13 protein-coding genes are annotated in these 13,005 nt (G+C 66.4%); 11 read left to right on the top strand and 2 right to left on the bottom strand.

All coding sequences use genetic code 11. From position 1 onward, the window contains the following. Window positions 1-46 precede the first annotated feature (46 nt). From ACRARE_RS06180 to ACRARE_RS06130, 11 genes are all read left to right on the top strand, one after another. Window positions 47-1,612, top strand: a complete 1,566-nt coding sequence (locus tag ACRARE_RS06180) for an ABC transporter substrate-binding protein (RefSeq protein WP_432655535.1) — start codon at window positions 47-49, stop codon at window positions 1,610-1,612. Between the two features lie 83 nt (window positions 1,613-1,695). Further along, the gene (locus tag ACRARE_RS06175) at window positions 1,696-2,697 is read left to right on the top strand and encodes an ABC transporter permease (RefSeq protein WP_432655534.1); all 1,002 of its coding nucleotides are present in this window, start codon (window positions 1,696-1,698) and stop codon (window positions 2,695-2,697) included. Next, the gene (locus ACRARE_RS06170; RefSeq protein WP_432655533.1) at window positions 2,694-3,593 is read left to right on the top strand and encodes an ABC transporter permease; all 900 of its coding nucleotides are present in this window, start codon (window positions 2,694-2,696) and stop codon (window positions 3,591-3,593) included. The genes ACRARE_RS06175 and ACRARE_RS06170 overlap by 4 nt, the downstream gene beginning before the upstream one ends. After that, complete coding sequence (locus ACRARE_RS06165; RefSeq protein WP_432655532.1) at window positions 3,593-4,594, top strand: ABC transporter ATP-binding protein; 1,002 nt, start codon at window positions 3,593-3,595, stop codon at window positions 4,592-4,594. The genes ACRARE_RS06170 and ACRARE_RS06165 overlap by 1 nt, the downstream gene beginning before the upstream one ends. Further along, window positions 4,591-5,583 (top strand): ABC transporter ATP-binding protein, encoded by a 993-nt coding sequence (locus ACRARE_RS06160; protein WP_432655531.1) that lies wholly within the window; start codon window positions 4,591-4,593, stop codon window positions 5,581-5,583. Before ACRARE_RS06165 ends, ACRARE_RS06160 begins: the two co-directional genes overlap by 4 nt. 154 nt (window positions 5,584-5,737) lie before the next feature. Further along, entirely contained in the window at window positions 5,738-6,352 is a 615-nt protein-coding gene (locus ACRARE_RS06155; protein WP_432655530.1) for a ribonuclease D, read from the top strand. 8 nt (window positions 6,353-6,360) lie between these two features. Beyond that, window positions 6,361-6,981 (top strand): LPS export ABC transporter periplasmic protein LptC, encoded by a 621-nt coding sequence (gene lptC / locus ACRARE_RS06150; protein WP_432655529.1) that lies wholly within the window; start codon window positions 6,361-6,363, stop codon window positions 6,979-6,981. Window positions 6,982-6,986: 5 nt separating this feature from the next. After that, on the top strand, window positions 6,987-7,532 hold the full coding sequence (locus ACRARE_RS06145) for an LptA/OstA family protein (RefSeq protein ID WP_432655528.1): 546 nt from the start codon (window positions 6,987-6,989) through the stop codon (window positions 7,530-7,532). An 18-nt stretch (window positions 7,533-7,550) separates the two neighbouring features. Continuing rightward, the gene (gene lptB / locus ACRARE_RS06140; protein ID WP_432655659.1) at window positions 7,551-8,294 is read left to right on the top strand and encodes an LPS export ABC transporter ATP-binding protein; all 744 of its coding nucleotides are present in this window, start codon (window positions 7,551-7,553) and stop codon (window positions 8,292-8,294) included. Between the two features lie 391 nt (window positions 8,295-8,685). Then, window positions 8,686-9,255 carry a ribosome hibernation-promoting factor, HPF/YfiA family gene (hpf, locus tag ACRARE_RS06135; RefSeq protein WP_432655527.1) on the top strand — a complete coding sequence of 190 codons (570 nt, stop codon included), beginning with the start codon at window positions 8,686-8,688 and terminating at the stop codon, window positions 9,253-9,255. 57 nt (window positions 9,256-9,312) lie between these two features. Continuing rightward, window positions 9,313-9,777: a PTS sugar transporter subunit IIA gene (locus ACRARE_RS06130; protein WP_432655526.1), complete on the top strand. Its 465-nt coding sequence runs from the start codon at window positions 9,313-9,315 to the stop codon at window positions 9,775-9,777. Window positions 9,778-9,849: 72 nt separating this feature from the next. On the opposite strand, the gene ACRARE_RS06125 is transcribed toward ACRARE_RS06130, so the two are convergent. Together ACRARE_RS06125 and ACRARE_RS06120 are read right to left on the bottom strand one after the other, a co-directional pair. After that, window positions 9,850-11,259, bottom strand: a complete 1,410-nt coding sequence (locus tag ACRARE_RS06125) for a sulfotransferase family 2 domain-containing protein (protein ID WP_432655525.1) — start codon at window positions 11,257-11,259, stop codon at window positions 9,850-9,852. A gap of 6 nt (window positions 11,260-11,265) precedes the next feature. After that, the gene (locus tag ACRARE_RS06120; protein WP_432655524.1) at window positions 11,266-12,990 is read right to left on the bottom strand and encodes a DUF5927 domain-containing protein; all 1,725 of its coding nucleotides are present in this window, start codon (window positions 12,988-12,990) and stop codon (window positions 11,266-11,268) included. Window positions 12,991-13,005: the final 15 nt, after the last annotated feature.

Genomic DNA, 13,005 nt, shown 5'->3' with positions numbered 1-13,005 from the left:
ACCAAGACCAAAAACCAAACAAACTTCTCCCAACAGGATCGCTGCAATGAAACTCCTCAAGAAATCCACTCTCGCCGGGGCCCTGGCCCTGGGCCTGAGCGCCGGTTTCACCCCGGCCCTGGCCGAGACGCTGGTCGTCGGCACCACCCAGACCCCGCGCCATTTCAACGGCGCCATCCAGTCGGGCATCGCCACCTTCATGGCCACCGCACAGGTCTTCGCCTCGCCGCTGAAGTACGACGCCAACTGGAACCCCGAACCCTATCTGGCCGACAGCTGGGAAACCTCCGAGGATGGCCTGGCCGTCACCCTGCACCTGCACCCCGGCGTCACCTTCCACGATGGCGAGCCGCTGACCTCGGCGGATGTGAAATTCTCGATCGAGACGATCAAGGCCAACCACCCGTTCCAGACCATGCTGGCCCCGGTGACCGAGGTCGAAACCCCCGATGATCTGACCGTGGTGATCCACCTGGCCAACCCGCACCCGGCGCTGATGCTGGCCATGTCGCCCGCGCTGATGCCGATCATCCCCGAACACATCTATGGCGAGGGCAACATCCAGGAAAACCCGGCCAACCTGTCGCCCATCGGGTCCGGCCCGTTCAAGTTCGTCGAGTACCAGCAGGGCGAATACTACAAGCTGGAAAAGAACCCCGACTTCTTCATCGACGGCCTGCCGAAGATGGATGAGGTGATCGTGCAGATCATCGGCGACCAGGCCAACCTGACCCTGTCCGCCGAACGCGGCGACGTCGACATGGTGCCCTTCATGTCCGCCATCCGCGACGTGCAGCGCCTGGAAAAGGCCGAGGGCGTCGAGGTTTCGGACAGCGGCTATGACGCCGTCGGCCCGCTGAACTGGATCGCCTTCAACACCAAGAAGGCCCCCTTCGATGACGTCCGCGTGCGCCAGGCCATCGGCTATGCGATCAACAAGGACTTCATCCTGACCCGTCTGCTGGGCGGCGTGGCCAAGGATTCCATGGGCCCGATCACCGGCACCTCGCCGCTGGCCACCGACGAGGTCGAGGCCTACAGCTTCGACCTGGCCAAGGCCACCGCGCTGCTGGACGAGGCGGGGCTGACGCCGGATGCCGACGGCGTGCGTTTCACCGCCACGATGGACTTCATCCCCGGCATGGCCGAGATGGGCCGCAACCTGGCGGAATACATGCGCACCCAGCTGAAACCCCTCGGGATCGAGGTCGAGGTGCGCACCGCGCCGGACTTCCCCACCTGGGCCCAGCGCATCGCCTCTTATGATTTCGACATGACCGAGGACAGCGTCTACAACTGGGGCGACCCGGTGATCGGGGTGCACCGCACCTACCTGACCTCGAACATCCGCGAGGGCGTGATCTGGTCCAACACCCAGCAGTATTCCAACCCCGAGGTGGACGCCCTTCTGGATCAGGCCGCGGTCGAGCTGGACCCGGCGAAACGCGCCGAGCTGTACAAGCAGTTCCAGCAGATCGTCGTGGCCGAGGCACCGATCCTCTTCATCAACGAAGTGCCCTTCTACACCGCCTACAACGACAGCCTGACCGGGCTGCCGCAAACCATCTGGGGCGCCGTGTCGCCCTGGGACGAAGTCGAGTGGACTGAATAAGACCACTCCCTGCCCGGTCCGCGACTGCTCCCCCGCGGGCCGGGCGCCTCTCTCCAGCCTTCTCCCCTGCCTGAGGAGCTTTCATGCCTGCCCTCGTCAAACGTCTTGCCTCTGCCCTGGGCCTTCTGGTCGCGGTGCTGGTGCTGAACTTCCTGCTGATCCAGATGGCGCCGGGGGATCCCGTCGAGGTCATCGTCGGCGAGATGGGCGGCGCCTCGGAAGAGCTGATCGCCCGGCTGCGCGCCGAATACGGCCTGGACAAACCGGTCATCGTGCAGCTTGGCCTCTATCTGTCGAAGGTCGTCACCGGCGATTTCGGCTATTCCTACTATTTCAACCAGCCGGTGCTGTCGCTGATCCTGCAACGGCTGCCCGCCACCATCCTGCTGGTGGTGTCCTCGCTGATCGTGGCGGTGGTGATCGGCACCCTGATGGGGATCTATTCGGCGCGCAAACCCAAAGGTCTGCTGTCGCATTTCGTCACCATCTTTTCGCTCGTGGGCTATGCCGCGCCGGTCTTCTGGACCGGGCTGATGCTGCTGATCCTCTTCGCCTCGATCTTTCCGATCTTCCCCGTGTCGGGGATGCAGAACGTGCGCGGGTCCGAGACCTGGATCGGCGCGGTTTTCGATGTGCTGCATCACCTGGTGCTGCCCTCGGTGACCCTGGCCTCGATCTATATCGCCACCTATTCGCGCCTCAGCCGGGCCTCGATGCTGGACGTGCTGGGATCGGACTATATCCGCACCGCGCGGGCCAAGGGGCTGAACGAACGGCGGGTGGTCTTCGGCCATGCCCTGCGCAACGGGCTGATCCCGGTGGTCACCATGATCGGCCTGCAATTCGGCCAGCTGTTCGCCGGCGCCGTGCTGGTGGAAACGGTGTTCAACTGGCCGGGCCTCGGGCGGCTGGCCTACGAATCCATCCTGCGCCGCGACTATCCCACGATCCTGGCGATCCTCTTCTTCTCGGCCATCCTCGTCATGGTCGCCAACATCCTGACCGACCTGGCCTATGGGCGCATCGACCCCCGCATCGGCGGGTCGCGCCGCAAGGCCCCGAAACCCAAAGGAGCGGCCCAATGACGAACGTCACCTCCGCCCCCGCCGCCACCCCCCCCGAGGCCACTGGGCCGAAACCCGCCCATCCGGCGCTGGAGTTCCTGCGCGCCTTCGCCCGCAACCAGTCGGCCATCATCGGCGTGGTGCTGCTGGCGCTGGTGCTGGCCACCACCTTCCTTGGCCCGATCTTCTATGACGTGGATCCCTATTCCATGGTCGACATGCCCTTCGCGCGCCCGGGCGGCGACTACGCCCCCCTGGGGACCGATTACCTGGGCCGCGACATGCTGGCGGGGATCATCGAAGGGGGCCGCGCAACGCTTGCCGTGGGCGCGGCGGCGGCCGTGATCTCGGTGGTGATCGGGATCCTGATCGGCAGTTTCGCGGGCTATTTCGGCGGCTTCGTCGATGCCGCCCTGATGAAGGTGACCGAGTTCTTTCAGATCCTGCCGACCCTGCTTCTGGCCATGGTGCTGGTGACGATCTTCGGCGCCACGCTGGTGACGATCACCATCGCCATTGGCGCGGTCAGCTGGCCCCAGGTCGCCCGCCTGGCCCGGGCCGAGTTCCTGAAGATCCGCAAGCTGGACTATGTGCAGGCCGCCCGCACCGCAGGCGCCCGCGATGCCTATCTGATCTTCCGCGTGATCCTGCCCGCCGCCCTGCCGCCGCTGGTGGTGGCCGCAGGCCTGGCCGTGGGCGCCGCGATCCTCTTCGAGGCTGGCATGTCCTTCCTCGGCCTCGGCGATCCCAACACCATGTCCTGGGGCCTGATCATCGGCCAGAACCGCAACTACCTGCTGGACGCCTGGTGGACGGTCACCCTGCCCGGCGTGGCGATCTTCATCACCGTGCTGGCGATCAGCCTCGTCGGCGACGGCATCAACGACGCCCTCAACCCCAAACTGCGGAGGCGCTGATGGATCCCGTTCTGGAAATTACCGACCTCAAGGTCGGCGTGGACACCGGCCGCCAGGTGCATTCCGTCCTGGATGGCGTGTCGCTGCAACTGACGCCCGGCAAAACCCTGGGCGTGGTGGGCGAGTCGGGCTGCGGCAAGTCGATGACGGCGCTGTCGACCATGGGCCTGCTGCCCGACCGCTTCGCCGTCTCGGGCGGGTCGATCAAACTGATGGGCGAAGAGCTGCTCTCGGCCAAACCCGCCCGGATGCGCGAGCTGCGCGGCAATGCCATCTCGATGATCTTCCAAGAGCCGATGACGGCCCTGAACCCTGTGCTGACCGTCGAACGCCAGATCGCCGAGGTGGTCGAGCTGCACCAGGGCAAGACCGCCGCCGAGGCCCGCGAGATCGCGCTGGAGATGCTGCGCGCCGTGCAGATCCCCTCGCCCGAGGACCGGCTGACGGCCTATCCGCACGAGCTGTCGGGGGGGATGCGCCAGCGGGTGATGATCGCCATTGCCCTGGCCTGTCGCCCCAAGGTGATCATCGCGGACGAACCCACCACGGCGCTGGACGTGACCGTGCAGGCGCAGATCTTCCGCCTGCTGAGAGAGCTTCAGGATCAGACCGAAACCGCGATCATGCTGATCACCCACGACCTGGGCGCGGTGGCGGAAATGGCAGACGAGGTCGCCGTGCTATACGCGGGCAAATGCGTCGAAAGCGGCCCGGTGGGAGAGATCCTGGGCAACCCCTCGCATCCCTACACGCGGGGCCTGATGGCCTGCACCCCGCGCCTGCGTCTGGGCGCCGCTGCGGCCAGCGCCGCCGAGGAGGGCTTGGGCGAGATCCCCGGCATGGTGCCGCCCCTGGGTCGCTTCCCCAAGGCCTGCCGCTTTGCCCCGCGCTGTGCCCTGGCCGATGCCCGCTGCCACGCCGAAGCGCCGCCCCTTGTGCCCACCGGCCCCGATCATTCCGCCCTGTGCTGGCACACCCAAAAGATGGAGCAGGTCGCATGAAACCCCTTCTCGACGTGAAAGACCTGAAGGTGCACTTCCCGCTGGCCAATGGCGCCACCGTCCATGCGGTCGACGGGGTCAGCTTTCAGGTGAACGAGGGCGACAGCTTCGGCATCGTGGGCGAAAGCGGCTCGGGCAAATCCACCACCGCCCAGGCGCTGATGCGGCTGGTCGATCCGGTGGCGGGCAGTATCAAGCTGGACAAGCACGATCTGGGCGCGCTGGAGGGCGAGGCCCTGCGCAGCCTTCGGCACATGCTGCAAATGGTGTTCCAGGATCCCTATTCCTCGCTCAACCCGCGCCTGCGGGCGGGGCAGGCGGTGCGCGAACCGCTGGATCTGATGGGCCTTGGCCCGGCGCGGGGACGGGACAAGCGGGTGGACGAGATGTTCCGCGCCGTGGGTCTGCACCCGGACGCCAAGCGGCTGTTTCCGCACCAGTTCTCGGGCGGGCAGCGGCAGCGCCTGTGCATCGCCCGGGCCATGGTCACCGAACCCCGTCTGATCGTCTGCGACGAGCCGGTCTCGGCCCTAGACGTGGCAATTCAGGCGCAGATCCTGAACCTGCTGAAGCAATTGCAGGCGGAAAAGCATCTGACCTATGTCTTCATCAGCCACGACCTGGCGGTGGTGCAGCACCTGTGCACCCATGTGGCGGTGATGTACCTGGGCGAGTTCGTCGAGACCGCCCCGACCCAGGAACTGTTTGCCAACGCCAAACACCCCTACACCTGGTCGCTGATGGCCGCGGCCCTGTCGCCGGACGACCGGACGCCGTCCAAGGATCGCTTCACCGTGACGGGCGAGCCGCCCTCGCCCATCAACCCGCCGAAGGGCTGCCGCTTTGCCGGGCGCTGTCCCTTCGCCACCGACACCTGCCGGGCCGAGAAACCCCCGGTGAAGACCTTCGCCGAGGGCCACAAGGTCGCCTGTCACTACGCGGGCGAGCTGACGCCGCCGCTGCCGGAACTGGCCGCCCACGCCGCCTGAGGCGCCCCACCCCCGCCTGGGCCACGGCCCGGGCCGGGGGATCACCGCAAAAGGGCCGCGCCCCCACCCCGGCGACGCCCGAAAGCGCCAACTTCAATTGCATCCCGGGCGCGGGCCGCTTACATCCTTTGCCAACCCAGCAAGGATGCGGCCCGTGACCAATCACCTGTACCAGAACGACCTGCCCGACGGGCTCGACCTTGGCCCCGTGGTGGCCATCGACTGCGAAACCATGGGGCTGAACCCGCATCGCGACCGCCTCTGCGTCATCCAGATGTCGGGCGGCGACGGCAATGCCCACATCGTGCAGGTGGCCAAGGGCCAGACCGAGGCGCCGAACCTCTGCCGGATGCTGGAAGACCCCCAGGTGCTGAAGCTGTTCCATTTCGGCCGTTTCGACATCGCCGCCATGTTCAACGCCTTCGGCGCCCTGGCCGCACCCGTCTATTGCACCAAGATCGCCAGCCGCCTGGTGCGCACCTATACCGACCGCCACGGGCTGAAGAACCTGACCCAGGAACTGATCGGCGTCGACATTTCCAAGCAGCAGCAGATGTCGGACTGGGGTGCGCCCGAGCTGACCGAGGCGCAGCTGGACTATGCCGCCTCGGACGTGCTGTACCTGCACCGCCTGCGCGAAAAGCTGGACGAACGCCTGGCCCGCGAAGGCCGCACCGAGATCGCCCAGGCCTGTTTCGATTTCCTGCCGACGCGGGCCAAACTCGACCTCGCGGGCTGGCCCGAGATCGACATCTTCGCCCATTCCTGAGGTCCGCCATGGCGCTAAGCGAGGCCTCCCGCAGCCGGTTGATCGGCTGGCTGAAGATTGTCCTGCCGCTGGCGGCCATCGGCCTGCTGTCGACGCTGTTCCTGATCTCGCGCACCGTTGATCCGCTGGCCGAGATCCCCTTTTCCACCGTCGATCTGCGCGACAGCGCGCGCAGCGAACGGGTGACCCAGCCCAGCTTTGCCGGCGCCACCGAAGAGGGCGACATGATCGCCTTCACCGCCGACAGCGCCCTGCCGGGCGAGGGCAACCGGCTGGACACCATCGACCTGGCCGCCACCATCGACTTTGCCACCGGCGGCAGCCTGTCCTTTTCCGCCGATGCCGGGCTGATCGACCAGCCCGCCGATACCGCCACCCTGCGCGGCGGGGTCGAGATCACCTCGTCCACCGGCTACCGGGTCGAGACCGAGGCCCTGGCCGTGGGGATGCGCCAGACCCGCGCCGAGACCGAGGGCGAGATCCGCGCCGAGGGCCCGCCGGGCACCTTTACCGCCGGGCGAATGCACCTGACCACGGATCCCGAAACCGGCCAGGCCTATATGGTTTTCACCGATGGCGTGAAGCTGATATACGAACCCGGAGCCCCCTCCGGACCAACCGAGGAGTAACGCCTGTGACCCGCGTTTCGACCCACGCCTGCCCGCCGCGTCGCGGCCTGTCCCTGCTGGCGCGGATGCGGCCGCTGGCCGCCCCTGCCGCCCTGCTGGCGGCCCTCGCCGCGGCACCGGTCGCGGCGCAGCAGACCACGGTGCCCTTCGGCAGCCAGTCCGACAGTTCGGCACCGATCCAGGTCGAAAGCGAAAGCCTGTCGGTCAGCCAGGACAATGGCGCCGCCATCTTCGACGGCAATGTGCTGATCGAACAGGACAACATGCGCCTGTCGGCGGCCCGGGTCGAAGTGATCTATGACGAGGCCCAGTCGAAGATCGCCAGCCTGGCGGCCTCGGGCGGGGTGACCCTGGTCAGCGGCGACGACGCCGCCGAAGCCGAGCGCGCCGATTACGACGTGACCTCGGGCGCGCTGGTGTTGTCGGGCGACGTGCTGCTGGTGCGCGGCCCCAGCACCATTGCCGCCGAACGGATGCGGGTCGATGTCGACGCGGGCACCGCCCAGCTGGAGGGCCGGGTGCGCACCTTCCTGTCCCAGGACGGGAACTGACATTTGACCGCCTCGGAGATGACCCAGCAAGAGGGCCAGCACGGCCTGCGGATCGAAGGCCTGCGCAAGGCCTACAAGAAGCGCGTGGTGATCCGCGACGTGACCATGACCCTGGACCGGGGCGAAGTGGTGGCCCTTCTGGGCCCCAACGGCTCGGGCAAGACCACCTCGTTCTACGCCATCGCCGGGCTGGTGATTCCCGAGGGCGGCCGCGTCCTGCTGGACGGGGTCGATGTGACCGGCCTGCCGATGTATCGCCGCGCCCGGCTGGGCATCGGCTATCTGCCGCAGGAGATGTCGATCTTTCGCGGCATGAACGTCGAGGACAACATCGCCGCGATCCTCGACATCACCCATTCCGACCGCCACAAGAAGCGTGAGCGCCTGGAAGAGCTGCTGTCGGAGTTCTCGATCGAGCATCTGCGCCGCGCCCCCGCCCTGGCCCTGTCGGGCGGTGAACGGCGCCGGGTCGAAATTGCCCGCTGCCTGGCCGCCGAGCCCAAGTACCTGTTGCTGGACGAACCCTTTGCCGGGGTCGACCCGATCTCGGTCGCCGACATCCGCCACCTGGTGGCCGACCTGAAGACGCGCGGCATCGGCGTGCTGATCACCGACCATAACGTGCGGGAAACGCTGGAGATCGTGGATCGCGCCTATATCCTGCACGACGGCAAGGTGCTGATGTCCGGCACCCCCGAAGAGGTGGTCGAGGACGACAACGTGCGCCGCGTCTACCTGGGCGACAGCTTCTCGATCGGCTGATTGCCGCGCGGCGAAATCCGGCCATTTTGACGCATCCCACCGGCGCTTTTCTGCACCGCAGAACCAGGGCCTGCGGCCCAGGACCAACGCCATAAGGCACGTACCACCATCATCCCGCCCGGCGGCCCTGCCGGGGGCGGTTTACGCTGCTTTGCGGCGCAAGATCCTGGCAATCTCGTGCACCGGATTTCATTGACAGCCCGGTCACTTTGCCCGTCAAATGATCTCATGACAGGTCTGACTCACGCCGCAAAATCCCCGATGCACCGCTCTGGCAGCGCCGTCCGGGGTTTGGCCGTCACCCTGTCGTATTTCCGCAGCAGTCGAGCCTAAGCCCCCCGCGGCCCCGCCGCGCCCGGGCGACGCCCGAATTGTCATGAGAGGAGACGGAATGCGCTACAAAATCACCGGAAAACAGATCGACATCGGCGATGCCCTGCAAACCCACGTCAAGGACGGCGTCAGCGCCGCCGTGGCGAAATATGCCGAGCGCCCCACCGATGCGATCGTCACGTTTTCCAAGGACGCCCATGAATATGTCTGCGAAACCACCGTGCATCTCTCCACCGGGCTGACCGCCCAGGCGCGCGGCGCATCGACCGAAATTTACGCGGCCTTCGAGAAATGCTGCGACAAGATGGAGAAGCAGCTGCGCCGCTACAAGCGCCGGTTGAAAGACCATCACAAAACCCGTGCCACGCCGGTTGAAATCCTCGAGGGCTCCTCGTATATCCTCGCCTCGGATCAGGATAACGAGGATTCGGAACCCGAGACCCTGCAACCCATTATCGTCGCGGAGATGGAAACTCGGATCCCGTCGCTCTCGGTTGGCGAAGCCGTCATGCAGATGGAGCTTGCCGGGGCCCCGGTTCTGGTCTTCCGCAATGAGGGTAAGAACGGTCTGAACGTGGTCTACCGCCGCGATGATGGAAACATTGGTTGGATTGACCCGCGTAGCTGACGGCCGCCTCCGGCCCCGCCACGCGGGGTCGGACCGCCCGAAACAGCACGAGGCAGAATGAAACTGTCACAGATCCTGAAGCCCGAGGCGATCAAGGTTGTCGCCTCGGCCTCCAGCAAGAAACGCCTGCTGCACGATGTCGGCGAACTGGCCCATACCGCGTTCAATCTGAACCAGTCGCGCGTCGTCGAAGCCCTGCAAGAGCGGGAATCGCTGGGCCCGACCGGTGTCGGCCATGGCGTGGCCCTGCCCCATGCCCGGCTGGACGGTCTGGACAGCGTGCAGGGCGGCTTCATCATGCTGGAAAAGCCGGTGGATTTCGACGCCGTCGATCGCCAGCCGGTGGATCTGGTCTTTGCCCTGTTCGCCCCGCAGGACGCCGGTGTCGAACACCTCAAGGCGCTGGCACTGGTGTCGCGCAGCCTGCGCGACCAGGGCCTGTGCAAGAAGCTTCGCGCCAATCCCGACCCGTCCACGCTTTACGCGATCCTGACCTCGGATCAGAACGTCGCCGCCGCCTGAGGCAAGGCGCACCGACCGGATCATGCAGCGGGGCCCCTGAGGCCCCGTTTTCGTGTCAGCCGCCTGCGTCCCTCAGCCCGCCCAGGGACCGAAGCCGAAGATCATGTAATCGCGCTGATAGGCCTCGGCGGCGCGCGCCTCCAGATCCGCATCGTGGATCTGCGCCAGGGTATAGGGGGTATCCGCGGGCGCGGGGCCGGGCGCCGGGGCCTCGATCCCCAGCCGTGCGGCCAGGCGCGGCAGGTCCTCGGCCATTTCCTCTTCGCGCAGCACCAGATCGGGGGTGGCGAACTGCGCCATCCCTTCCAGCAGCGCCGACTGGCTGGCCCAATGGGGGTCGATGCGCAGGCCGGTCTGCTGCGCCAGGTTGGCCTTGAGGAAATCGAGGAACAGGCCAAAGGCCTCGCGGTGCTGTTCCAGGCTGTAGACGCCATCGGGCTTGCCGGGGATCGGCAGGGAATAGCGCTGCCGCAGGATCTTGCGGATCTCGGCGAACTTGCCCGACAGGATCTTCTCGCAGAAGACCGCATGGGCCCGGGCCAGCGGGTGGCGCAGCACGGTGAAACTGCGATGGCCGGTCTGGGCGCGCAGCCACTGGCGCAGATCCTTTTGCGACATCTTGCGGATCAGGTCGCGCGGCTTGCCGCCATCCAGCGCCGCCAGCCAGTGTTCGACCTGCCGGTCCGGGCCGCCCTTCACCGGCATGTACAGCAGCGGCGCCCGGGTCGCAGCGACAAAGCCCGGCACCTGCGGGCCCCGGCGCGGCTCGAAATTGGGCGTGCGCGACAGGTTGAAGCGGTCCAGCCGCGCCAGCACCCCTTCCATCTGGTCGAAATTGGCCACCTTCTCGGCCAGGGCCTGGGGGTTCTGCACCTTCAGCTTCTGGGTCAGCCCTTCCAGCCGGGCCTCGACGCCCAGCCAGTCGGCCAGGCCGTTCATCACGTCGACCGATTGCAGATCCTCGTAATCGACGTAGAAGGCCGTCTGCCCGGTGACCTGAAGCACCGACATCAGGCGCATCTGGAACTGCTGCAAGGCCTCCAGATGGGCCTCGAATTCCTCGGCGTCGAAAGTGGCCTGTTCTTCCTTGCGGCGACGCACATCGGTCAGCTTCCACTGGCCGGTGGCCTGGGCGATCTTCCAGCTGACATAGCTTTCGGCCGGATTGCGGGTCAGCACGATCTTGGCGCAGCGCGGATCGGCAAGGGCCAGGTCCAGCACCCGCGGGTCGTGGTCATGGAAGAAGCGGAAGCCGTTCAGGCCGGGGGCGGCGCGCACCGCCTCGATCATCGCCAGCGGATCGGCATCGCGCGCCTCTTGGGTCAGGCCCAGACAGTCCTCGGCATTGGGATAGGCGATGAAATAGGGGTTGAAGACCTCGCCCAGACAGCTGACGCCATCAAGCGCATTCAGGTTCGCCTCGAGGAAATTCGACCCGGTGCGCATTTCGGCGAAGACGATGAAGTAATCGAAGCGGGCCATGACGTCCTATTTCTGCACCAGGTAGGGGCGGCGCGGTTTGCGCGGTTTCTCGTCGCCCGTCCCTTCTGGCGGGACGGCCTCGGCCGAGGGGACGGGGAAATCGCCCATCAGATAGGGGTGCATCCCCTGGTTCTTCAGGTTTTGCAGGAATTGGCCGAACCCGTCCAGCGCCCGCATCCGGGGCACTTCGGACAGGCGCCGCGCGGTGCGCGCGCCCATCTCGTCCACCACCATCTGCAAGGGCTCCATCGGGGCCTCGACGAACTCGGCCATGGTCCAGATGCGCACCCGCGCCTTGGCATGGGGCGAGCGCAGGGCGTGCAGGAAATCGGCCTCGATCTTCTGTTGCTGCGCGGCCTCCTTGCGGATCTCGCTGAAGGGGCGGTCAGACAGGAACAGCGGCACCGCCCAGGCGCCCGAGATGACGCTGATCTGCGCATTGCCGTCCTTGGCCATGTCCCAGGTCACCGCCTGATTGGCGCGCGGCGAGAACTGAAAGCACTGACGCTCGCCCCGGGTGTTCCACAGCAGGTTGGTCAGGAAGGCGCGCGGCGCATAGTCCCGCAGGCTGGCCGAGGCGGTCAGCGCACCGTTGATCACCGGCTGACGCCCCGCGAATTCGGCATCGCCCGGCCCGAAAAGCTGCCCATGCACGCGACAGCCCGTGGCCCGCGCCAGCCAGGGTTCGAAATCCTCGTAAAGCTCGGCAAAGCCCTGGAAGACGGAATACTTGGTGCCCGTCAGCCCCCCTTCCCAGCCGTCGCGGGGATAGCGCGACTGCATGTAAAGGCCCGCCCGCCCGCGCGTGCGCCGTTCCACCGCCTTGGAAAAGATGCGGTCGATCTTGCCGGGGTTCGGCTCTCGTTTCTTCATCGCCCCCGCCGGGTCGGTCAGGAAGGCGCGGTACAGGCGGTTGGCATGGGGCCAGATCTTGCGCGCCACAAAGCAGTCGGACCGGCGCAGCAATTGCAGGTGATCGTCGTAGAAGATGTGCGGCTTGCCCTGGAAATCGAACTTCGACAGGGTCAGAGACCGGCTTTCCACATGGGACGAATACTTGCGCGTCAGGGTCTGGAAATAGCTTTCGTCGGGGATCCAGACCTTGCTGAAATAGCGGTCGTATTCGGCCCGCTGCGGATCGGTCAGAATGGCCTGGAGGGTCTGACGTGTCAGGCACCACCACTGGCTGCCCATATGCGGCACGATGCCCGCCGGGATCCGGCGGCGGAACCCCACGCGGCGCTGGAAATCGACGTACCAGTCGAAGGCCCGGCGCTGCGTCTTCCAGGAAAACGGAAAGCGCAGGGTGAACCGTTCCTCGTCCAGCCCGCCCACGGTCCAGGGCACATCCGCCGTGGTGGCGCTTTCGATGAAATCGGTGCGCGGGCGGGCGCGCAGATAGGTCTTCAGCTCTTCCACCGGGCGCAGCGGCAGGCAGGACCCCGACGACAGGTAGACATGGCGGATCTCGGGGAAGTCGCGCAGCAGCATTTCGGCCGCGTCCTGGGTGGCGGCAACGATCCCCCAGGCGCCCCAGGTGCACAGGTGGCGCGGGGAAAAGCGGATCAGATCCTGATCCGCCAGTGCACTGCGGAACTTGTCATAAACCCGGTCGCCGACCTTCTTGTCGACATGGATGACCACGGGGCATCCGGCCGCCGCCCAATGGCGCGCGACCTGCTCGGCCCGTCCCAGGGCCGTATGGACCAGCATCACGATCCCGACGCCCAAATCCCCGCTCTCTCC

It is taken from the genome of Pseudooceanicola aquaeponti (genome assembly GCF_050897975.1).
In the GTDB taxonomy this organism is placed as follows: Bacteria; Pseudomonadota; Alphaproteobacteria; order Rhodobacterales; family Rhodobacteraceae; genus Pseudooceanicola.
This window is presented reverse-complemented; position numbering and strand designations above follow the sequence as displayed.

Excerpts from the sequence above, each read along its gene's own strand:
- ACRARE_RS06180 (WP_432655535.1), top strand. The coding sequence starts at position 47 with ATGAAACTCCTCAAGAAATCCACTCTCGCCGGGGCCCTGGCCCTGGGC.
- ACRARE_RS06175 (WP_432655534.1), top strand. The coding sequence starts at position 1,696 with ATGCCTGCCCTCGTCAAACGTCTTGCCTCTGCCCTGGGCCTTCTGGTC.
- ACRARE_RS06170 (WP_432655533.1), top strand. The coding sequence starts at position 2,694 with ATGACGAACGTCACCTCCGCCCCCGCCGCCACCCCCCCCGAGGCCACT.
- ACRARE_RS06165 (WP_432655532.1), top strand. The coding sequence starts at position 3,593 with ATGGATCCCGTTCTGGAAATTACCGACCTCAAGGTCGGCGTGGACACC.
- ACRARE_RS06160 (WP_432655531.1), top strand. The coding sequence starts at position 4,591 with ATGAAACCCCTTCTCGACGTGAAAGACCTGAAGGTGCACTTCCCGCTG.
- lptC (WP_432655529.1), top strand. The coding sequence starts at position 6,361 with ATGGCGCTAAGCGAGGCCTCCCGCAGCCGGTTGATCGGCTGGCTGAAG.
- lptB (WP_432655659.1), top strand. The coding sequence starts at position 7,551 with ATGACCCAGCAAGAGGGCCAGCACGGCCTGCGGATCGAAGGCCTGCGC.
- hpf (WP_432655527.1), top strand. The coding sequence starts at position 8,686 with ATGCGCTACAAAATCACCGGAAAACAGATCGACATCGGCGATGCCCTG.
- ACRARE_RS06130 (WP_432655526.1), top strand. The coding sequence starts at position 9,313 with ATGAAACTGTCACAGATCCTGAAGCCCGAGGCGATCAAGGTTGTCGCC.
- ACRARE_RS06125 (WP_432655525.1), bottom strand. The coding sequence starts at position 11,259 with ATGGCCCGCTTCGATTACTTCATCGTCTTCGCCGAAATGCGCACCGGG.